This window comes from Hyphomonas sp. UBA4494, assembly GCF_002388935.1.
Classification (GTDB): domain Bacteria; phylum Pseudomonadota; class Alphaproteobacteria; order Caulobacterales; family Hyphomonadaceae; genus Hyphomonas.
In genome coordinates this window covers 115,427-136,337 of record NZ_DGNK01000022.1, presented here as the reverse complement: position 1 = coordinate 136,337, position 20,911 = coordinate 115,427, and the positions used below count along the sequence as shown (strand labels likewise).

Below are 20,911 nucleotides of genomic sequence, written 5' to 3'. Positions count from 1 at the left end.
TGTCACCGATTTGCAATGCTGCACGAAAGTCTCTGAGCACCGTATTTCAATAAATAAAACAACGGTAAGGGTGGTTAATCCGCATTAAGAACATGTGACTTTCCGGCAACTGCTGAGGGTTGCGGATTTGTCATGGGAACAGACACAGTTCAGACACGGTTTTCTTGTGGTCTCGCCGATCTGGCGGGAGCTGAACACGTCTTTAAAGGAGACCACATGTTTAAGTATTTTCTGATCGCATCTGCAGCCACGGGTCTGGCTGTGTCCGCTCAGGCGCAGTCCTATGAGAGCGACACGGGCTTCTATCTTGATGGCGGGTACCAGTACCTGGAAATCGAACCCGATGGTGCAGAGCAGGGTGTTGACACGAACGGCATCGCCGCGCGTCTCGGCTACAAGTTCAACAATGTCTTTAGCCTTGAAGGTGAACTGGCCTCGGGCATCGATGATGGCGAATTCGACTACAATGTTGACGAAGACGAATTCAATCTCGACGACAACAATGATGGCGACTTCAACGACTTGATCGGCGCTTCCGGCGACATCGGCCTGAACTATCTGGTTGGCCTGTATGGCCGCGCAGATGTGCCGCTTACGGAGCGCCTGAGCGCCTTCGGTCGCGCCGGTTATGCATATATCGATCTTGATGCGTCGCTGGCCACGCCGGGCGGTACGCCGATTACGGTTGAGGATTCCGAGGAAGGCCCGGCCATCGGTGCAGGTCTTACCTATGACCTGACCGAAAATTGGGAGCTTCGCGGCGACTACACCTACTATTCGTTCGAAGATACCGACACGAATGGTGTGATGCTGGGCGTTGGCTACAAGTTTTAGCCTGACATAAAGTCACCAGAGTGAGCACCCCTTTTGCAGAATGCAGAAGGGGTGTTTCTCGTTCAGTCCACGGAATTCATATAGGCCGGCAGCCACCCCTCATGGGCTTTTCTTAGCTCTCCGACGGAAACCACGCCGTATGTTCCTAGGACCAACAGGTCATCGTCTGGGGACTCGGTGAGCTGGCCAAGTACGTCTACGTGAACGTCAGCGACTGCCGCTCTTCCAATTAGATCTGATAAACAGTCCTCGGAGACGGAAACGAGGGTTCGCGCCTGATCTTCGCCAAACAACCAAGTGCAATTCGTAAGGTCTTTGTGAATAGTTGGATCAATGATGATTCCAATTCCGGTGGCCAGCGCCATATCGATGGCGGCACATATCAAACCACCCTCGCTCACGTCGTGAGCGGAGGTGACTTTCGCTTGTCGTATCATCTCGCGAACGAATGCTGCATTCTTTGCTTCAATCGCGAGGTTCACTTGCGGCGGAGTACCTAGATCGTCACCCTTGAGTCCGAGCCATTCCCGAGCGTAGAGCGAAGCGCCAAGATGACCCTTTGTTTCGCCGACTACAACCAGGGTGTCCCCGGGCTGCGCGCCGTTGAGCGTCGCCACCTTTGACAAATCCTCAATCAGGCCCACGCCGCCCACAACGGGTGTCGGCGGAATGGCAATGCCATCGGTCTCATTGTAGAGGGACACGTTGCCCGACACGACCGGGAAATCGAGTTCGCGGCAGGCTTCGGCCATGCCTTCGATGGCCTTCACGATATAGCCCATCGTGGCCGGCTTTTCCGGGTTACCGAAATTGAGATTGTCCGTGATTGCAATCGGCGTCGCGCCGACGGCGGAGAGGTTTCGGTAAGCCTCGGCCACGGCGGCCTTGCCGCCTTCATACGGGTCAGCGGCGACATAATGCGGGTTGCAGTCGGAACAGATGGCGAGCGCCTTGTTCGTGCCGTGGATGCGGACAATGGCTGCGTCGCCTTGCGACTGCGAGCTGTCCACCGTGTCGCCCATGACGTGCCGGTCATATTGTTCCCAGATCCAGCGCTTTGACGCCATGTCAGGCGACGAAATCAGCTTGAGCAGCACTTCGCCGTAATCTTCAGGCTCGGGATATTTTGAAATGTCCAAAGGCGCGCGCTTCGGCGGCTCTGTCCAGGGGCGGTCATAATTCGGTGCGTCTTCGGCGAGTGGGGCGACGGGGATGTCACAAACTGTTTCACCAAACTGCGTCAGCACGAGATGGCCGGTATCGGTCGTGTGACCAATGACTTCTGCGGAAAGGTCATACTTGTCGAACACCGCTTTCGCGACATCGATCTTGTCAGGATACAGCACCATGAGCATGCGCTCCTGGCTCTCCGACAGCATGATCTCGTAGGCTGTCATGCCTTCTTCGCGCTGGGGCACCTTGTCGAGGTCCATGACCACGCCGATGCCTTCGCCATTCTCGCCGCCGCTGGCGGCCATCTCGACCGAGGAGGAGGTCAGGCCAGCAGCGCCCATGTCCTGGATTGCCTGAATGGCGTCTGTCGCCATCAGTTCGAGGCAGGCCTCGATCAGAAGCTTCTCGGTGAACGGGTCGCCAACCTGCACGGTAGGGCGCTTCTCCTCGTCGCCCTCGGAGAATTCGGCAGACGCCATGGTCGCGCCATGGATGCCGTCGCGCCCGGTCTTCGATCCGACATAGAAGATCGGATTTCCGGGCGTCGCGCCGCGGGCATAGAAAATCTTGTCCTGATCGGCGAGGCCGACGGCCATCGCATTGACGAGGATGTTGCCATTATAGCCTTCGTCGAACTGGGTTTCCCCGGCCACGGTCGGCACGCCAACGCAATTGCCGTATCCGCCAATACCCGCCACGACGCCCGCCACGAGGCTGCGGGTCTTGGGATGGTCCGGGGAGCCGAAGCGCAATGCATTGACCAGCGCGATCGGGCGCGCGCCCATGGTGAAGACATCGCGCAGGATGCCGCCCACGCCCGTCGCCGCGCCCTGATAAGGCTCGATATAGGACGGGTGGTTGTGGCTCTCCATCTTGAAGATGGCAGCCTGGCCGTCACCAATGTCGATGACGCCGGCATTCTCGCCGGGGCCCTGGATGACGCGGTCATTCTTGGTCGGGAATTTAGACAGATGACGGCGCGAGGATTTGTACGAGCAATGCTCTGACCACATTACCGAATAGATGCCGAGTTCGACGAGGTTCGGCTTGCGCCCGAGCCGCGTGACGAGGCGCTCCCATTCGTCGGCCTTGATGCCATGTTCCAGGCCGGCAGTGTCATCCTGCTCGGCGGTGAGGTGGGCGAGGATCGCAGTTTTGTCAGTCATGACCGGCGCTTTAGCGGCAATTGCCACGAGTCGCCAGCCTCATTGTGCTCACTCTGCGTTTTGGGCGTCCAACCAGGCCTGCCCTTGCGTTCTGGCAAGGCCCACGAGGTTGCCCATTGCGAGATTCATGTCGACAAGGTGCAGGCCCCAATCGGGGACCACTTTGCCGTTGAAAACAAGATCGCCTGGAATGTCATCGGCGCGCGGATCCGCTGGATCAGCGTGAATCGTGACAGCCAGCCAGTCATGGGTGTCGTTGGCCAGGCATTGGGCTGAGAGCAGGCCGGGTAGCGAAACAAAAGGTGTGTCGACCGCGACGCCGTAGTCATTTGGAGCAAGTCTTCCAAGGCTTTGGCGGGGCATGTAGGCTTTCAAATCACCCTGGCCACCGCCGAGCGCCGCCGGATTCGTACAGACCGCGCGTTTGCCGTCCTGCGCCTTGCCGAAAAAGGAATCTTCGGGCGGTGGCGAGGCTCCGCGGAAACTGGCGAAACTCACGATGCATCCGGTTTCGGACGGGGAGGAACAGACTGGCAGACCGGATGCGCGCCCGGTGCTGGGATCGATCACAGTTTCATAGCCGATTGCGTGGACTGCGATCAGCTTTTCCTCGGCAGGCGAGCCGACGATGTCATTCTCCAGCATCTGGTAGATCATGCTGGCACCTTGGGAGTGGCCGATCAGGACGACACCGCGTCCATTGTTCTCTTTGGCCAGGTAGGTGTTCCAGCTGCCGATCACATCGGCGTAGCGCATCGCGTCGTCCGCCCCTGTTTGACCGCTGGTCATCTGCTTTTGCAGTTCCAGCAATGTGGTCTGTCGGTAGATCGGGGCGAAGAGCCGGCACGTTTCGCCGTATCGGGCGAACTGATTGGCAACAACGTTCAACTCTTCAGGCCCGGCAATCATGTCGCTGTTTGGCGTCACGTCGAAAGAGACTGTTGGGTAGATGTAGAAGCAGTCGAAGGCGGGTTCAGCCGCCGGGGTGTGGGGCAATCGGGTCGTGGTGCCGTCCGCCAATATTTCGGTGGCTGTCAGGTCGATGGAGCAGGCATCGTCACTCTTGTCCGGATGACAAAGCCAGTTCGCCGTATCGGAATAGTCATTCACCGCGAAGGCAGACGGCTCAATAGGTGGGTCCGCTGGGGCGTCAGTCACTGAGCCGGCGTCGTTTCCACAAGCGGAAATCGCAAGCGCGGCCGAACCGAAAATGAATTTCTTGAGCATTGCGGATTTCCTTGAATGTTGGAATGGACGGATCGAACCTGGGTTAGCTATCCCGCACCCGGTCGATTTCTGAAAGGTGCCGGCTTTTGTCGGCGTCGCTCAGGAACGAGCCGGTGAAGCTATTGCGGGCCAGCTGGACGATCTGATCGGCCGACAGGTCCAGCGCTTCGGTGATGGCCTCGTAATTCTGGCCGATATAGCCGCCGAAATAGGCCGGATCGTCAGAGTTCACGCACACCAGCAAGCCTTCTTCCAGCTGACGTTTCACCGGGCTCTTGCGCAGGTCGTCGAGCACGCAGAGCGACAGGTTTGACAAGGGGCAGTTGGTGAGCGGCGTTTGGGTGTCGCGCAATACGGCGATGAGCGCGGGATCTTCCATCGCGCGGTTACCATGATCGATCCGGTCCGCACCGATGTCCAGAAGGGCCTCTCGCACATATTCCGGAGGGCCTTCCTCGCCGGCATGCAGGCAGAGTTTGAAGCCAAGCTCGCGGCAACGCGCAAACAGTTTCTGGAATTTCGACGGTGGATGCCCGACCTCGGAACTGTCGAGGCCCACGCCGACAAAATGGTCGTGCCAGGGTGCGGATTCTTCCAGCAGGGCAAACCCATCCTCTTCGCTCAGATGGCGCAGGAAGCTCATGATGAGTTCGGATGTGATGCCCAGCTCTTCCTCGCCGCGCTTCAGCGCCGAGATTGTACCATCAGCGACAGTTCCAAACGCCACGCCGCGCTCTGTATGCGCCTGCGGGTCGAAGAACATCTCGACATGGACGACATTGTCTTCCTTGGCGCGCTTCAGATACGCGAAAGTCATGTCATGGAAGTCCTGCTCGGTGCGCAGCACATTCATGCCCTGATAATAAAGGTCCAGGAATTCCTGAAGATTGTTGAAATCATAGGCCGCCTTGGCCTCTTCCAGCGTCTTGAACGGAATCTCGATCTGATTGCGCTCGGCCAGCGCCATCATCATCTCCGGTTCGAAACTGCCTTCGATGTGCAGGTGCAGCTCAGCCTTGGGCAAGCGCGCGATGAGATCTTTATGGGCGGTCATGGAAGCCTCCTGTCGGGTCAGTCCCATAGAACCGCATCGGACGCGAAGGGCAACCGGTCGAACGCGGCTAACGTGCGCCGAGATAGGTCCAGTTGCGCAGGATGGCCTCCATCGGGCCGCGCTGGAACTTCACCCGCCAGAGGCTGACAAAGGCGACGCTGAAGAGTGCGGTGAGGAAGGCAACGCCAATGGTCTGTGCCGCGGTCAGGCTCGCGAAGTAACCAAAGCCATACGCGGTGAACAGCAACGAGAAGATCAGGCCCTGCATCAGGTAGGCGGTGAGCGAGGACGTGCCGCCCCGTGCGAAGAAAACCGTGACGGGCCCCGGTGTACCTTCGGCCCATTTCGCGATCACGCCGAGATATCCGAAAGTCGAGAACGGACTGCCGATCGTGACCAGGACGAGGCCGAGCAGCATTCTCGGATCGGTCATGCCGTGGCTGTCGACCAGCAACCAGCCGCCTGCGCTGCTGAGCAGCAAACCGACAGGCAGTGCGTAACGGCGCGCAGGTTTCCAGATAGGGGCCGAGGCGCGGGCGATGATGCCGCTGCGTACGGCCGCAAGGCCAAACAGGAAGAAGGCGAACGCACCAAATCCCTGGAACATGATCATGAAAGGGAAGCCTGAGAGATATTCAGACACGCGATAGGCCGCGGTCTCGGCAAAACCGGCAGACCCGAAGATTTCCAGCGCCTTGGCGTCTGCCACTGCGAACTCTTCCGTGACCGCCACCATTTCCTCTGGTGCAAAGGTGACCCCTAGATACATCATGAGCGCAATCGCTGAGACGAGCAGGATCTGGATTGCGTAGATGATGCAGCCCCAGACGATCAGCGTCTTCTGCGACGCATTGCGGAACAGGAACAGGATTGAGCCGAGCACCGCATAGATCACGAGAATGTCGCCGATGAAGAAGCAGGCAATGTTCAACGCACCAAAGGCCAGCAGGCCCACGATGCGACGCCAGTACCGCCCTGCGAACCCGACCCCGCGCCGTTCAGCGGACTGAATCTGATAGGCGAAGCCGACCCCGAACATGAAGGAGAACAGTGAGTAGGACTTCATCAGGAACAGGGCGTTGACGCCGAACCAGGCCGCGTCATCGATGCCGCTCACCGTTGCACCATCGGCATGATAGCTGCTCATCATGGGCCAGGACAGGACGCCGACATTGACCAGCGCGATGCCGAACAGTGCCCATGCGCGCGCAAGGTCAGGAAAGATTTCGCGGCCCGCAGCCTGGCTTTCTTCAAGATATGTCATGGTGTTTCCCAGCAGCCCCAGAATTATTGATTATCGATATATTCATGCGCTTATCGCGTCAAGAATAATCTTGGGTGGGGGCGGGCCGTCAGGGAGGCCCAGGGTCAGGCCGCGCTGAGCAGGCTCTCGAACACGCCAAGACCGTCGGTGCCGCCTTCATGCCCGCCAATGGCGCGCTCTGGATGGGGCATCATGCCGAGGATGCGGCCATTTTCGCTGAGAATGCCGGCGATGTCCCGCGCAGAGCCGTTCGGGTTCTGGCCGCTGGCATAGCGGAAGGCCACGCGGCCTTCGCCTTCCAGCGTATTGAGCGTGGTGTCGTCAGCAAAATAATTGCCGTCATGATGGGCGACGGGGATCACCACATTCGATGCGCCGGAATAGGCGCTTGTATAGGCCGTGTTCGTCGACTCGATCTTCAGGGCCTGAGGGCGGCAGACAAAGTGGAGCGAGGCATTGCGCATAAGCGCGCCGGGCAGGAGACCCGTTTCGCAAAGGATCTGGAAGCCGTTGCAGACGCCGAGCACATAGCCGCCGCGCGCGGCATGATCGTGCAATTGCGAGATCACGGGTGAATTGCCTGCCATCGCGCCGCAACGCAGGTAATCGCCATAGGAGAAGCCACCGGGAACCATGACGAGGTCAGTGCCCTCCGGGATCGTGCCATCCTTGTGCCAGACCATGGCCGGCGCCTGGCCTGTTACCTCGGCGAGGGCGTCATGCGCGTCGCGGTCGCAGTTCGATCCGGGGAAGACAATCACAGCGGTTTTCATGCGCAGGCCTTTAGCAGGGAGTCGGGTGAAAAGGGAACAGGCATTTGCGGTATTGCCTGTCCCGAAACCAAAAAAAGCCCCGGACGCTGCCGGGGCTTTCTGAATAGTGGAGGGCGGATTAACGCTGATCCATTGGTACATAATCGCGCTGGGCAGCGCCGGTATAGATCTGGCGCGGGCGACCAATGCGCTGGGTCGGGTCGACCAGCATCTCGTTGAGCTGGGCAATCCAGCCAACCGTACGGGCCAGCGAGAACAGGACGGTGAACATCTGCTTCGGGAATCCGATCGCGTCGAGAATGATGCCGGAATAGAAGTCGACATTCGGGTAGAGTTTCTTCTCGGCGAAGTACTCATCTTCCAGGGCAATCCGTTCCAGCTCCATGGCGACTTTCAGAATCGGCTGATCCTTCAGACCCAGCAGGTCGAGCACTTCGTGCGCCGACTCGCGCATCACGGTCGCGCGCGGATCGTAGTTCTTGTAGACGCGGTGACCGAAGCCCATCAGGCGGAACGGGTCAGATTTGTCCTTGGCCTTTTCGATGAACTCCGGAATGCGGTCCACGGTGCCGATTTCGTGCAGCATATTGAGGCAGGCTTCGTTTGCGCCGCCATGGCTCGGGCCCCAGAGACAGGCCACGCCAGCGGCCACGGCCGCGAATGGGTGCGCGCCCGACGAGCCGGCAAGACGCACGGTCGAGGTCGAGGCATTCTGCTCGTGGTCGGCGTGCAGGATGAAGAAGCGGTCCATTGCTTTCGCAATCTTCGGATCAACCTTGTAGTCTTCAGCGGAGACCGAGAAGCACATGCTGAGGAAGTTCTCAGCATAGGACAGCTCGTTGCGCGGATCGACGAATTTCTGGCCCATATTGTACTTCAGGATGCGAGCGCAGAGCGTCGGCATCTTCGCGATCAGGCGGATCGAGGCGAGGCGGCGCTCTTCCGGATCTTCGCTGTCCATGGCGCCAGGATAAAATGACGCCATCGCGCCAACCGTTCCGGTCAGCATGGCCATTGGGTGGCTGTCACGACGGAACCCTTCGAAGAAGCGGTCCATCTGGGTGTGAAGCAGCGTGTGCTGCTTGATTTCGTCATTGAAGCTGTCGAGTTCGGCCTTGGAAGGCAGTTCGCCATTCAGGATCAGGTGGCAGACTTCGGGGAAAGTCGCTTGCGCAGCCAGCTGGCCAATCGGATAGCCGCGGTGCAGCAGGACGCCTTCTTCCCCGTCAATGAATGTGATCTGGCTTTCACAGCTCGCCGTGGAGGTGAAGCCCGGGTCAAAGGTGAACTGGCCGGATTGCGCGTAGAATTTGCGCACATCCATGACGTTCGGCCCATGCGTACCGGACAGGACGGGCATGTCATACGATTTGCCGTCAATTTCGATCTTCGCTGTACCAGCGTCTTTGGTCTTGTTTTCCATCAGCTTTAGCCCTTCCAAATCATGTTTTTGTCCAGCGCGGCGTGGGAGTTTAATCCCTTGCCTTCGCCGTTTGATCTTCAATACGTCCCAGCGCCTCATCCTGTCCGAGCCATTCAAGGACCGGTGCAATGTCTGGCGCGGGCAAGCCGCCTGTCAGCGCAGCCCTTAGCGGTTGACCCACCTGTCCCATGGAGAGGTCGTGGTCAGCGCAATAGGAACTTATGACGTGCGATATAGTTTCTGCCGTCCATTGGCGCAATTGCTGCAGTTCGTCGCGCAGACCGGCGAGCCGGTCAAGTCCTTCTTCTGACAGCGGCTTTCGCGCTTTCTTGTTCATCTGGATTGGCCGGATGTCGCGCAGGAACGCGAACGCCTCAGCCAGTTCGGGGAGCGTCGTGCCGCGATCCTTCAGGCCGGCCATCGCAGCGCGGATGCGAACAGTCTCGGCGTCGCTCATTGGGGAATTGGATTCAAGATAGGGCAATAGAAGATCGAAGAGGCGCGCGTCATCGGTCGCGCGCATGAAATGGGAGTTGATCTGACCCAGCTTTTCAAGGTCCAGCCGGGCGGGCGCCTTGTTGATACCCTCGATATCGAAAAGTGCCGTCGCTTCGGCTTCGGTGAAGATTTCCTGGTCACCATGGCTCCAGCCAAGGCGGAGCAGGTAGGCTTTCATGGCTTCCGGCAGATAACCCATCTCGCGATAGGCCAGCGTCGAAAGGGCGCCGTGGCGCTTGGACAGTTTCGCCCCGTCCGGTCCATGGATCAGGGAGACGTGAGCGAATTTGGGGATATCCCAGCCCATCGCCTCATAGATCGGGATCTGGCGGAAAGCATTCCTCAGATGGTCATCGCCCCGGATCACATGCGTCACGCCCATATTGTGGTCATCCACCACCACGGCCAGCATGTAGGTCGGGGTGCCGTCGGCGCGCAGCAGGATCATGTCGTCCAATTCACTCGCCTGAATGGTCACGCGACCCTGAACGCCATCCTCAAGTATTCGGTCGCCGCCATCCGGCGCGCGCAGGCGCACGGTATAGGGCGCATCCTCGGAAGGCGCCGGCGCACCGTTGCGCCACGGAGAGCGATAGGGGGCGAGCAATTCGTTGGCCTCGGTCAGCAGCGCAGCTTTCGCATCTTCTGAAATACCGTCGGCCTTGGCAGCTTGGCGTTTCTCCTCACCGAGGTTGCGGCGCGCTTGCAGTTCTTCGGGCGTCGCATAGCATCGGAAGGCGGTGCCGCGCGCGATCATGTCGAGGGCAATTTCCGTGTGGCGCGCGGCTTGGTCAAACTGCATGACCGGAGGGGCGTCCGGTGTCAGGCCCAGCCACTCCATGCCTTCCAGAATGGCGGTTGTCGCCTCGTCAGATGAACGGGCGCGGTCGGTATCCTCGATCCGCAAAAGAAACTTCCCGTTGTGCCGTTTCGCGAAGAGGTAGTTGAAAAGTGCCGTCCTTGCCCCTCCAATGTGCAGCATGCCAGTGGGAGAGGGGGCAAAACGCGTGATGACGCTCATGGGACAGGCAGGCTCCGATTGATGGACGCGGGTGAGGCTCTTGCGCCGCAGAAACACAACTCCCCTGCCAAAGGCAAGGGGCGCGCCGCGCAGGATGCAGCGCAGCCACGTCAGATATGGTCAATTGCGACCGTCGATGCACTGCCCCTGTTGCTCGCCTTTGCTATGGCAAGCGGCGCTGGGGCGTATTTTCTGGCTCCCGCTGAACCAGACTTTGAACCGGTATTGCTGGCGCCGCTTGCCATGTCGATCCTGATCGCGCTGGGGCGACGATTCCTGTTGCCATCCCTGCTTCAACTTTGCGTGTGGCTTGCCTTCGGCGCGGCGCTTGGGATGAGTTCTGCAGCATTGCGGGCGCGGCTGGTCGCAGCGCCCGTGATCGTTGCAGAGACCGGGCCGGTCATGGTCGAGGGCTGGCTGTCGGAAATCGAGACTGGCGCCAAGGGACCCCGTTTGCGCATCGATGTGCACGCCATCGCAGGGCTGACGCCGGAAACGACACCCAAGACCGTGCGCCTGACGCATCGCTCCCGGCTGGAGGTTTCCTCCGGACGCTTTGTACGATGCTGGGGTGTGCTGAGGCCGCCGCCCGCCCCGAGCATGGAGGGGGAATATGATTTCCGGCGGCAGGCATGGTTCGAACAACTTGGAGGCGTCGGCTATGTGCAGGGCCGCTGCCGGGGTGGCACGCTTGGCGCGCCGGATGGAATACTGCCAGATATCCGGATGAAGGTCGCAGCCTTTCGCAGGCAATTGGCGGCGCATGTAAACATTGCCGCGGGTGATCGGGCGGGTGGCTTCGCGGCTGCGCTCGTTTCGGGCGACCGCAGCTATATGCGCGTGGAGGATCAGGTCGCCCTGCGTAATTCCGGCCTGGCGCACCTTCTGGCAATCTCCGGTCTCCATATGGCGATTGTGGGCGGGCTGGTTTTCTACCTCATGCGGCGACTGCTCGCCTGTATCGAGCCATTGGCGCTGCGCGTGGCGGTGCAGAAACCCGCAGCGATCATCGCACTCGCGGCGAGTTTGGCTTATCTCATCCTTTCCGGCGCGGGCGTTTCCACCCAGCGGGCTTTCATCATGCTGGCGGTCGTGTTCGGCGCGGTCCTGTTCGACCGGGCAGCGCTTAGCCTGCGCTCCTTTGCAATTGCGATGATCCTGGTGATCCTGTTGCAGCCGGAAAGCGTCATGACGCCCGGCTTCCAGATGTCGTTCGCAGCGTCAGGCGCCCTGATCGCCACCTACGAGGCGTGGACAGCGCGCCGATCCGCTTCTGACAAGATGCTGGGCAGCTTCAGCTATAGCTGGGCCTCGCTCGCGGTCACGTCTCTCGTCGCCGGCACGGCAACGGCCCCGTATGCACTCTACCATTTTGACCGGCTCGCGGGGCTCGGCCTGCTGGCCAATCTCGCAGCCATGCCGGTGATCACGTTCGTGAGCGCGCCCGCCGCTGCGGCCGCGCTGATCCTCACACCATTTGGATACGGAGATCTGGGCTTGCGTGTCTTTGGCTATTCGCTGGAGGCCATTCTCTGGATCGCCCAGACGTGTACCGAACAGGCACCAGGCGGGCTGTCTCCCGGCAAGCAGATGCCGGGTGTCTCACTCGTCCTGTTCAGTGCGGCGTTGGGACTGGCTGTGGTTGCAAGGGGCATATGGCGCTGGCTGTTTGTGGTGGCCCTCAGCGGGCCGGCAATCTGGCTCTGGATCGCGGCCCCGGCCATGGCGCTGCATTGGTCGGCTTCGGGCGACGTGTTCGTGCGGCTGGCTGGCGGCGAGGTGCACAAGATCCGCTACATCGATGGCGATGGTTTGTCGCCGATGCGGTTCAGCACGTTGGAGCCGTCAGGCCTGTGTGCAGACTGGCCGTGCATTCTGGATGCCGAGATCGGCCGGATAGCGCTGCCGCGCCCCGACGCCGATGCCACAGCCTGTCATCCTCGCGCCGATGCCGCGTATGAACTTGTCCCACACGCCCTGACGGATACGGGCGAACGATCCGTCAGTTGCGCTGAGCCTGTCTTGTGGTCTGACGTGGTCCGGACAGGTGCCATCACTCTCAACACGAAAGGTGCGCCATCAAAAAAGACCGCGCCTTGTAAAGCGCGGCCCTGGAAACCTTGCGGTGTGGAAACCGATTAGTCGTAGCGACGGATCAGAGCGACGAGGCGGCCCTGAACCTGCACCCGGTCTGGCCCGAAAATGCGTGTTTCAAACGCCGGGTTGGCGGCTTCAAGCGCCACGGAGGCGCCTTTGCGGCGAAGCCGCTTCAGTGTGGCCTCCTCACCGTCGACCAGCGCGACGACGATGTCGCCGGTATTGGCTGTATCCGTGCGGCGGCAGACCACGATGTCACCTTCAAGGATACCCGCGTCGATCATCGAGTCGCCCTGAACTTCGAGGGCGAAGTGTTCTTCCCCATCGGTCAGGCCATCCGGCGCGTTGACGTGACCATTGTCCTGCTGGATCGCAGAAATCGGCAGGCCAGCGGCGATACGGCCGATCAGCGGCACGGTATGTGCGCTCTGAGTCGGGGCGGGCTGACCGGAGGATACGAGTGCCGGCTTGAACTCCTTGCGGCCGCGAGGGGCGCCGGGCGAAACCGATTCCGGTAGTTTCAGCACTTCAAGGGCGCGGGCCCGATGCGCAAGACGCCGGATGAACCCGCGCTCTTCAAGCGCTGTGATAAGACGGTGGATGCCGGATTTGGACGCCAGGTTCAGCGCATCCTTCATCTCGTCAAAGGATGGCGAAACGCCGGTTTCCTGAATGCGCTCATTGATGAAGAGCAGCAATTCCTTTTGTTTACTAGTCAGCACGGGTGACTCCCTTCGGGCGAATCTATGTTCACTTATGTTCTACATGTGTTCATGCTTCGGGTCAATTCGTGCCAGCTACCCTCATTTGTGTAACGCTTTTGTGGCGGTTTATGCCCATTTTCATAAGGCTTTCCCCGATAAGAAAGCGCCGGGCGCCTGTTTCGCGCAATCTTTTGATATGTTCGGGCGATGAGACGCCACTTTCGGAAATCAGCACCTTCTCAGCCGGGACCAGCGGCGCGAGGCGCTCGGTTGTGCCCAGATCGGTGACCATGCGCTTCAAGTCCCGATTGTTGATGCCAATGAGCGGAGACGGCAGATCGAGCGCGCGTGCCAGCTCTTCCTCATTGTGGGTCTCGAGCAGGACGTCCATGCCGAGGTCGAGTGCCGTATCCGTCATCTCGCTGGCCTGAGCGTCGCTGAGGCAGGCCATGATGACCAGGACGCAATCGGCGCCATGCACGCGGGATTCGATCACCTGATAGGGATCGATCATGAAATCCTTGCGCAGCATGGGCAGGCCGACAGCGGAGCGAATTTGAACGAAATCCTCCAGGCTGCCGCCAAAGCTCGGCCCATCCGTCAGGACAGAGAGGCAGGCCGCGCCACCGGATTCATATTCGCGGGCAATCTGGATAGGGTCCGCGCCCGGCAGGATGTCCCCGGCGGACGGGCTCTTGCGCTTCAGCTCGCAGATCAGTGCGTTCTCGTCGAGGCCGGCAATCATGGACATGGATTGAGCGAAGCCGCGCGGCGGGCTGGCCTCGGGCAGGCGTGACTCCAGCGCGGTCAGCGGGGTCTCGCGCTTGGCGGCGGCGACTTCATCGACCTTGTAGGCGATGATGCGATCAAGGGCGGTGCTCATTCCGGGTCCTGCCCGTTGGAGAGGGCGGCCAGTGCTCGCAGGGTTTGCCGGGCCTTGCCGCTATCGATGGCCTCGACGGCCATGGCGGCGCCCTGTTTGAGCGTGTCGGCCTTACCATATATGTGGAGGCCAGCGGCTGCGTTGAGCAGCACGACATCGCGGAACGGGCCTTCCTGGCCCTCCAGCAATTCGGTGATGGCGAGCGCATTGTCTTCCACGCCTCCGCCCTCCAGGGTCGAAAGCGGGCTCGTTTCCAGTCCGGCATCGGCGGGGGTCAGCTCGAATTCGTGTAAATCGTCGCCCGCCACTTCACAGACTTTCGTTGTGCCGGCGATGGAGATCTCGTCGATGCCGTCCAGGCCGTGCACGACCCAGGCGCGCTTGGTGCCGAGACGCGACAGGGTCTCGGCCATTGGTCGCACCCATTCGGGCGCGAATACGCCCAGAACCTGGTATTCGGCGCCGGCCGGATTGCTGAGTGGGCCGAGCAGATTGAAGATGGTGCGGATGCCGAGTTTTGCGCGCACCGGCGCGACATGGCGCATGGCGCTGTGATGGCTGCGCGCGAACATGAAGGCCACACCGCAGCCATTCAGGCAGTCGAGGAAGGTTTCTTCGTCCATGTCGAGATTGACGCCGAGGGCTTCGAGCACGTCGGCCGAGCCGGTCTTGGGCGGCACCGAGCGATTGCCATGCTTGGCGACCCGTCCACCCGCCGCCGCGATGACGATGGCGCTGGCGGTGGAGGTGTTCAGGCTCTTCCAGGGCAGGCCGCCTGTGCCGCATGTATCGAGGACAGGCCCTTCCACATGCACCTTGCGGGCATGCTGTCGCATGATGCGGGCCCCGGCCGCGAGCTCATCAGCTGTCTCGCCCCGCACGGTCAGGCCCATGAGGAACGCACCGATTTCTTCAGGCGCCGCCCCGCCGGACAGGAGCTTGTCGAAAGCCCCCTCAAGCGTAGCGATGTCCAGCGGCTGGCGGCGGGCAATGGCCAGCAGGGCGGTGGTGAGACTGTCTGATGGCATAGGAAGGTCATCCGGGTCTGGTTCGCGTCTGCATAGGGTGTGTGGGGGCGTCAGATCAAGTCTGACGACGCCGCAGGGCGAGGTTTCACTGCATCCGCCACAAAGGCTTCAAGCAGGATACACGAACACGTGATCGCATTTGCAGGAAGATTGGGGTAGGTTCGCCGAACAGGGGAACTTCAAGAGAAAACTGACCTGATTGAGGAGGACATTATGAAACCCAATTTGTTGCTCGCGAGCGTTGCTGGCATGGCCTTGCTGGCCGCCTGTCAGACCGCACCGGCTGACGATATGTCAGACAACCTGACCGCCGAAGAGACGATCGAGGTGGAAAGGGTGATGGAAGCTGAAGGGTCAGTGGAAATTGACCAGTCTGCCGAAGCCGAGATGGCGGAGATGGCCGAGACAGCTGATGAGGCGATGGATGTTTCCTCGTCTGTCGCGCTTGCCGCGGCGCTCGCATCGCAGCCCGAAGACGTTCAGGCCCGCTACGAGGCGCGCAATCCGGGTGCGACGCTGGAGTTCTTCGGCATTGAGCCGGGTATGACGGTCGTCGAGGCCCTGCCGGGCCGTGGCTGGTACTCCAAGATCCTGCTTCCTTATCTCGGCCCTGAGGGCAAGCTGATCGGCGCGCACTATCCGGACGAGATGTGGATCCGCATCCTTCCAGGCGCTGACGAGGAACGCGTCGCGGGCATCCTGGCCCAGCTTGAAGGCTGGACCGAGACCGCAGAAGGCTGGGCTGGCGAGAATGGCGCGAAAGTCTATGACTACAAGCTGACGACACTGCCGGACGACAAGGCCGAGAAGGCCGACGCCGCATTGTTCATTCGCGCATTGCACAATCTCTACCGGACCGAAGCAGAGCTTGGCACGTTTTCAGCTACCATTGCTGAGACGTATCGCATTCTGAAGCCAGGCGGCGTCGTCGGCGTGGTCCAGCATCGCGCGTCGGAAGACACGCCGGATGAGTGGGCCGATGGAAATGCAGGATATCTGAAGACCAGCTTCGTGGTCGAAGCTTTCGAGGCTGCCGGGTTCGAACTGGAAGAGTCGAGTGAGGTCAATGCGAACCCAGCCGACGATGCCGGTCCGGGCGACATTGTGTGGCGCCTGCCACCGAGCTTTGGGACGTCGGAAGAAGGCTCTGCAGAGCGTGCAGCTTTTGCCGAGATTGGCGAATCCGACCGGATGACGCTGCGCTTCCGCAAGCCTGAATAGGCGCGTCATCATCCGTATCGGGAAGGGGCCCTGACCGGGCCCCTTTTTCATTGGAGCGCGAACCGTCTTCCGGAACCGGCTGCCCGGAAAGGCGTTGAGAGGGAAACACTGAAAGGAACTTCCCCTCCCATGACCCAACTCGCTGACAAAGACCTCACCGAAACTTTCTGGGACCGTCTTGAAGACTGCCGCACAGGCATGCTCGTGATTGATGGCCGGGCTGTGCCCATGTCCCACTATGTTGATGAGAACAAGCGCGAGCTGTGGTTCATCACCGCCAAGGGTACGTTCATGGCCGAACATGCCAACGGAACGAACGCGCACTATGTTCTGTGCAATGACAAGGAAGGGCTTTATGCCAGCCTGTCAGGCCGCCTGACGCCTGAGATCAACAAGGAAAAGCTCGACGAATACTGGAGCTTCATTGCCGCCAGCTGGTACGAAGACGGCAAACAGGATCCTGATGTCCTGCTGCTGAAACTGTCGCTTGATGCCGGTGAAGTCTGGACGTCAAAAGGCGGCGCGAAGTTCTTCTACGAAATTGCCAAAGCCAATCTCACCGACGACAAGCCGGACATTGGCGAGCATTTCGAAATCAGCTTCTAGAGCTTGTCGAGCCAGTTCTTGAGCAAGGCGTGGCCGTGCTCGGTCAGGATGCTTTCCGGGTGGAATTGCACGCCATAGATCGGCCGTGTCTTGTGGTGCAGGGCCATGACTTCGCCATCCTCGGTGAAGGCGTCGGCTACCAGAACTTCCGGCAGGTCTTCGGGCTTCACCGCGAGTGAATGGTATCGCACCACTTGATAGGTTTCGGGCAAACCTTCGAAAAGGTCCCCGCCGGTCTGGCGGATCTCTGACAGCTTGCCATGCCGGATTTCCCTGGCGGTGATGACCTCGCCGCCAAAGGCTTGCCCGATGGACTGATGGCCGAGGCAGACGCCGAGGATCGCCAGGTCTTTGGGCGCCTTCTGGATCAGCCCCACACAGATGCCGGCCTCGTTGGGAGAGCAGGGGCCGGGAGACAGGAGAATGCCGTCCGCACCGGTGGCGAGGGCATCCTCGACCGTCATTTCATCATTGCGGACCACGCGCGTTTCCGCGCCCAGCTCTTCCAGATAATGGACGAGATTCCAGGTGAAGCTGTCATAATTGTCGATGACGAGGATCTGCTTCTTTGGCGCGCTCATTGATCATGCTCATATGCGGCGGCCAGTTCGGCAGCGCGGCGAAGTGCGCCTGCCTTGTGGACGGTTTCATCATATTCGTATTGCGGCACGGAATCGAGCACGACGCCGCCGCCAGCCTGGATGTGCAATTGGCCATCCTTCAGCACCGCGGTGCGCAGCGCGATACAGGTGTCGAGATCGCCATTCCAGCCGAAATAGCCGACTGCGCCGCCATAGATGCCGCGGCGATGGCTCTCCATCTCGTTGATGATCTGCATGGCACGGATCTTCGGCGCGCCCGAGACGGTGCCCGCGGGGAAGCCTGCGAAGAGCGCATCCACGCTGTCGAGCCCCTCGCGCAGGTCGCCTTCGACATGGCTGACGATGTGCATGACGTGGCTGTAGCGCTCGACGATGAACTGCTCGGTGACCGTCACGCTGCCATAGGCGGCGACGCGGCCGACATCGTTGCGGCCAAGGTCCAGCAACATGAGGTGCTCGGCGATCTCTTTCGGATCGTTGAGCAAGCCCTCGGCGCGGCGGGCGTCTTCCTCATCATCCCCGCTGCGCGGCCGTGTGCCGGCGATCGGACGGATGGCAACGCGGCCATCGCGGACGCGAACGAGAATTTCCGGGCTGGAGCCGACCAGGCTGACCGCGCCGAGATTCATGTGGAACATGAAGGCCGACGGATTCAGGCGGCGAAGCGCGCGGTAATAGCTGATCGATTGGCGCGGGAAGGGTGTGGAGAAACGTTGGCTCGGTACGACCTGGAAAATGTCCCCGGCGCGGATATAGTCCTTGCACGCTTCGACAATCTCGAAATAGCGCGCCTTGCACGTATTGGACTGCAATTCCACCGGCGCGGGCGCCTGATCCTTCGGTGGCATCTCGGGCAGGCGTTCCAGCCGTGCCTCGACATCATCCAGCAGGGCGTTGATCTCGGATTCGTTGTCGGCTTCGACGCGGCCGATCAGCAGGATTTCCTGATAGATGTGATCGAACACGATGACCACGCGCGGGATGACCAGCAGGGCTTCCGGCACGTTCAGCATGTCCGGCTTTGTAATCTCCACCGGCTCGACATATTGGATCATGTCATAGCCGACATAGCCAAAGGCCCCTGAGGCCATAGGTGGCAGGTCTTCGTCGGCGCTGGCGCGGGCATCGCGGGCAAAGGCTTTCAGGGCCGTAACAGGCTCGGCATCAAGCGTCTTGGCGTCCGAGAAGTCAGCATCGCTGGCCGTCTCGGCCTTGCCATTGAGAATGCGGAACCAGCGGTCAGGTTCAAGCCCGATGAAGGAATATCGCCCGAGGCGTTCGCCACCTGCAATCGACTCGAACAGGAAGCTGCCGGGCGTTTCCGCGCCCAGCTTCAGCATGGCGGCAACCGGGGTTTCTATGTCCCCGATTCGCCGACGGACAATCAGTCTGGCATTGCTCATTGGTCTGACGTGATAGTGGCCTTGTAGGCTCTGAGCGTGCCCTGATTGGTGCGTAGCTTCATGGTGGCCGCGATCTCGGCTTCCATCGCCTGATCAAGATCGGTCTGCAGAGAGGTCAGCAGGCTGGAATTGGCCAATGGTGCCAGTTCCGACATGTCCGCCTCGCTCGGTGGTGTGATGTCGGTGATCTGCATCACCATGACTGCATCACCCGTCCGGCTCGGGAAGGTGAAGACATCGCCTTCCTTGCCGCTGAAGACGGAAGTGACTGCCGCATTTGGCAGGCCGGAATCGGCAGCCGTGCGCCGTGTGATCGGCGCGAGGGGTGTTTCGACCACTTCGTTGGCAGCGCGCGCTTCAGCTTCCAGTGTGCTCTCGCCCGACTTGATCCGGTCGGTCAGATCATCCAGCGCGGCCTGTACGCCGTTGGCTTCACGCTGGCGAACAAGACCGGTGCGCACATCCTCGCGCAATTCTTCAAATTCCGGCGTGTAGCTTTCAAGCACTTTGCGGGGGGATGTGAGATAGGTCGCTTCGCCAATGTCGATGCGGTTGCTGGTTTCACCCACCGGGATTTCAAACGCCTGCTGGAAAGCTTCTCCGGCGCTGATCAAGCCCATGAGTGCCACGCCTTCACGGGTGCGGCCAGACTGGTCGACGGGCGCGAAAGTGATGAGCGGCACGCCAACTTCCTCGGCGATCTGACCGATCGGGTAGCCAGCGCCAATTGCGCGATCCAGCGCTTCCATTTTCTCAAACAGGAGGACGGCGGCGCGTTCGCGGGAGAGTTGGCCGCGGATCTCGCCTTCAACCTGTTCCAGAGGGAAAACCGCGCCGGGCTGGACGGAGGCGAGCCGCGCAACGAGCCATTGGTCGCCGCGCTCAGCCGGGCCAAACAGGGCGCCGCTCTGCTTGCCAGCCCCGAACATGGCTTCGGCGAGCAGGGGATCAGACACGCTTTCACGGCGGCCAGTCTTGGTTTCGCGCGAGGCGACGCCTTCTACGCTTGCCGGGTCTGCGCCTGCGGCGAGCAGGCCAAAGGCCGTGCGGGCCGCTTCGCGGCTGGAGAACATGAGCTCGACATAGGTGCGGGTGTCAGGCTCCGAGTACCGCTCCGACTTGCTGGCCTCGTAGACGGTGGCCACTTCCTGATCAGTCACAGTGACCTCTGACAGGAAGTCTTCGGCAGACATGCGCAGCACATCAATCATCCGACGCTCAGGCTGTTTCAGCGCTTCGAGATTTTCATCATAATAGGCGCGAATGTCTTCTTCGGTGGGCGCGTCAGGCTCTGGCAGGCTGCTCGTATCGAGAATGAACCAGCCGACATTGCGCGCTTCGCCAATATAGCGCGCTTGCAATCCGGAAAGCGTTTTCGGCGGAAAGATCGCGGCGCCGGCTGCGTCGCGCAGCGCTTTCATCGTCAGATCGTCAGACAATTGCTGTTCATAGTCAGCCTGGGTGATGCGGCTGCGATAGAGGACATCGCGATAGGTATCGAGGTCGAGCGCGCCGGTCAGCGGGTTCTTGAAGGCGTCGATATTCTTCAGTTCTTCCACAACGGCATCGGTGGAGGGATGGACGCCGATGGAGTCGGCATAGCCGAGCAAGGTGAGCTTGGCGGCTTCGAGCTGGAAGACCTGGTCGATGACACCCTGTTCCAGCAATTCCGGCTTGGTAACGGGCTCTTCGGAGTCCGCATTGATGTTCCGGATGACGCTCTCAACGCGGCGATCGAAGGTGACGGCATCAAAGCCCCGGCTGCCCGCGGCGGCCATGTTGGAGCCGATTCCGCCCCGCAGCTGAGCGAACATCTGGTCAACACCCCAGAATGCCATCCCCGCAATGATGATCATGACAATAATCTTCCCGACGAAGGAATTCATCAGGCTTTTCATCAAGGCTAGCATATCGGCAGCGTCTTTCTGGCAGGT

General features: G+C 60.5%; 17 protein-coding genes. 4 read left to right on the top strand and 13 right to left on the bottom strand.

From position 1 onward, the window contains the following. Nucleotides 1-216: 216 nt before the first annotated feature. Nucleotides 217-834 carry a porin family protein gene (locus B2P82_RS08770; protein ID WP_034815756.1) on the top strand — a complete coding sequence of 206 codons (618 nt, stop codon included), beginning with the start codon at nucleotides 217-219 and terminating at the stop codon, nucleotides 832-834. A 62-nt stretch (nucleotides 835-896) separates the two neighbouring features. Here the strand turns inward: B2P82_RS08770 and purL are convergent, their stop codons facing one another. From purL to gltX, 7 genes are all read right to left on the bottom strand, one after another. Then, entirely contained in the window at nucleotides 897-3,173 is a 2,277-nt protein-coding gene (purL, locus tag B2P82_RS08765; RefSeq protein WP_290496552.1) for a phosphoribosylformylglycinamidine synthase subunit PurL, read from the bottom strand. Between the two features lie 48 nt (nucleotides 3,174-3,221). Next, on the bottom strand, nucleotides 3,222-4,400 hold the full coding sequence (locus B2P82_RS08760; protein ID WP_290496549.1) for a DUF3089 domain-containing protein: 1,179 nt from the start codon (nucleotides 4,398-4,400) through the stop codon (nucleotides 3,222-3,224). A gap of 43 nt (nucleotides 4,401-4,443) precedes the next feature. Further along, entirely contained in the window at nucleotides 4,444-5,454 is a 1,011-nt protein-coding gene (locus B2P82_RS08755; protein ID WP_290496545.1) for an adenosine deaminase, read from the bottom strand. A gap of 67 nt (nucleotides 5,455-5,521) precedes the next feature. After that, a complete protein-coding gene (locus B2P82_RS08750; protein WP_290496543.1) occupies nucleotides 5,522-6,718 on the bottom strand; it encodes a DUF418 domain-containing protein in 1,197 nt (398 codons plus the stop codon). 104 nt (nucleotides 6,719-6,822) lie between these two features. Beyond that, nucleotides 6,823-7,491 carry a phosphoribosylformylglycinamidine synthase subunit PurQ gene (gene purQ, locus B2P82_RS08745; RefSeq protein ID WP_290496541.1) on the bottom strand — a complete coding sequence of 223 codons (669 nt, stop codon included), beginning with the start codon at nucleotides 7,489-7,491 and terminating at the stop codon, nucleotides 6,823-6,825. A gap of 118 nt (nucleotides 7,492-7,609) precedes the next feature. Continuing rightward, nucleotides 7,610-8,914 (bottom strand): citrate synthase, encoded by a 1,305-nt coding sequence (gene gltA, locus B2P82_RS08740; protein ID WP_206990612.1) that lies wholly within the window; start codon nucleotides 8,912-8,914, stop codon nucleotides 7,610-7,612. 49 nt (nucleotides 8,915-8,963) lie between these two features. After that, nucleotides 8,964-10,433, bottom strand: coding sequence for a glutamate--tRNA ligase (gene gltX / locus B2P82_RS08735; RefSeq protein WP_290496538.1), 1,470 nt, complete (start codon nucleotides 10,431-10,433; stop codon nucleotides 8,964-8,966). Between the two features lie 21 nt (nucleotides 10,434-10,454). Here gltX and B2P82_RS08730 point away from each other — a divergent pair, with 21 nt between their 5' ends. Further along, on the top strand, nucleotides 10,455-12,575 hold the full coding sequence (locus B2P82_RS08730) for a ComEC/Rec2 family competence protein (RefSeq protein ID WP_290496535.1): 2,121 nt from the start codon (nucleotides 10,455-10,457) through the stop codon (nucleotides 12,573-12,575). Here B2P82_RS08730 and lexA read toward each other — a convergent pair. The 3 genes from lexA to trpD all read right to left on the bottom strand — a co-directional run bounded on the left by lexA (nucleotide 12,572) and on the right by trpD (nucleotide 15,145). After that, a complete protein-coding gene (gene lexA, locus B2P82_RS08725) occupies nucleotides 12,572-13,252 on the bottom strand; it encodes a transcriptional repressor LexA (protein WP_034815518.1) in 681 nt (226 codons plus the stop codon). The two genes, B2P82_RS08730 and lexA, sit on opposite strands and share 4 nt — an antisense overlap. 61 nt (nucleotides 13,253-13,313) lie before the next feature. Continuing rightward, nucleotides 13,314-14,117 carry an indole-3-glycerol phosphate synthase TrpC gene (trpC, locus tag B2P82_RS08720; RefSeq protein ID WP_290496531.1) on the bottom strand — a complete coding sequence of 268 codons (804 nt, stop codon included), beginning with the start codon at nucleotides 14,115-14,117 and terminating at the stop codon, nucleotides 13,314-13,316. Further along, nucleotides 14,114-15,145, bottom strand: a complete 1,032-nt coding sequence (gene trpD, locus B2P82_RS08715; RefSeq protein WP_290496529.1) for an anthranilate phosphoribosyltransferase — start codon at nucleotides 15,143-15,145, stop codon at nucleotides 14,114-14,116. Before trpD ends, trpC begins: the two co-directional genes overlap by 4 nt. A 213-nt stretch (nucleotides 15,146-15,358) precedes the next feature. On the opposite strand from trpD, the gene B2P82_RS08710 reads away from it, so the two are divergent. Then, nucleotides 15,359-16,366 carry a class I SAM-dependent methyltransferase gene (locus B2P82_RS08710; RefSeq protein WP_290479540.1) on the top strand — a complete coding sequence of 336 codons (1,008 nt, stop codon included), beginning with the start codon at nucleotides 15,359-15,361 and terminating at the stop codon, nucleotides 16,364-16,366. A gap of 129 nt (nucleotides 16,367-16,495) precedes the next feature. Further along, on the top strand, nucleotides 16,496-16,972 hold the full coding sequence (locus tag B2P82_RS08705) for a pyridoxamine 5'-phosphate oxidase family protein (RefSeq protein ID WP_034815510.1): 477 nt from the start codon (nucleotides 16,496-16,498) through the stop codon (nucleotides 16,970-16,972). On the opposite strand, the gene B2P82_RS08700 is transcribed toward B2P82_RS08705, so the two are convergent. From B2P82_RS08700 to B2P82_RS08690, 3 genes are read right to left on the bottom strand one after another with little or no spacing between them, the layout of a single operon-like run. Then, nucleotides 16,969-17,553, bottom strand: coding sequence for an anthranilate synthase component II (locus tag B2P82_RS08700; protein WP_290496524.1), 585 nt, complete (start codon nucleotides 17,551-17,553; stop codon nucleotides 16,969-16,971). The genes B2P82_RS08705 and B2P82_RS08700 overlap by 4 nt on opposite strands. Next, entirely contained in the window at nucleotides 17,550-18,977 is a 1,428-nt protein-coding gene (trpE, locus tag B2P82_RS08695; protein ID WP_290496522.1) for an anthranilate synthase component I, read from the bottom strand. The genes B2P82_RS08700 and trpE overlap by 4 nt, the downstream gene beginning before the upstream one ends. Further along, entirely contained in the window at nucleotides 18,974-20,875 is a 1,902-nt protein-coding gene (locus B2P82_RS08690) for a peptidylprolyl isomerase (protein ID WP_290496520.1), read from the bottom strand. Before B2P82_RS08690 ends, trpE begins: the two co-directional genes overlap by 4 nt. Between the last annotated feature and the right edge of the window lie 36 nt (nucleotides 20,876-20,911).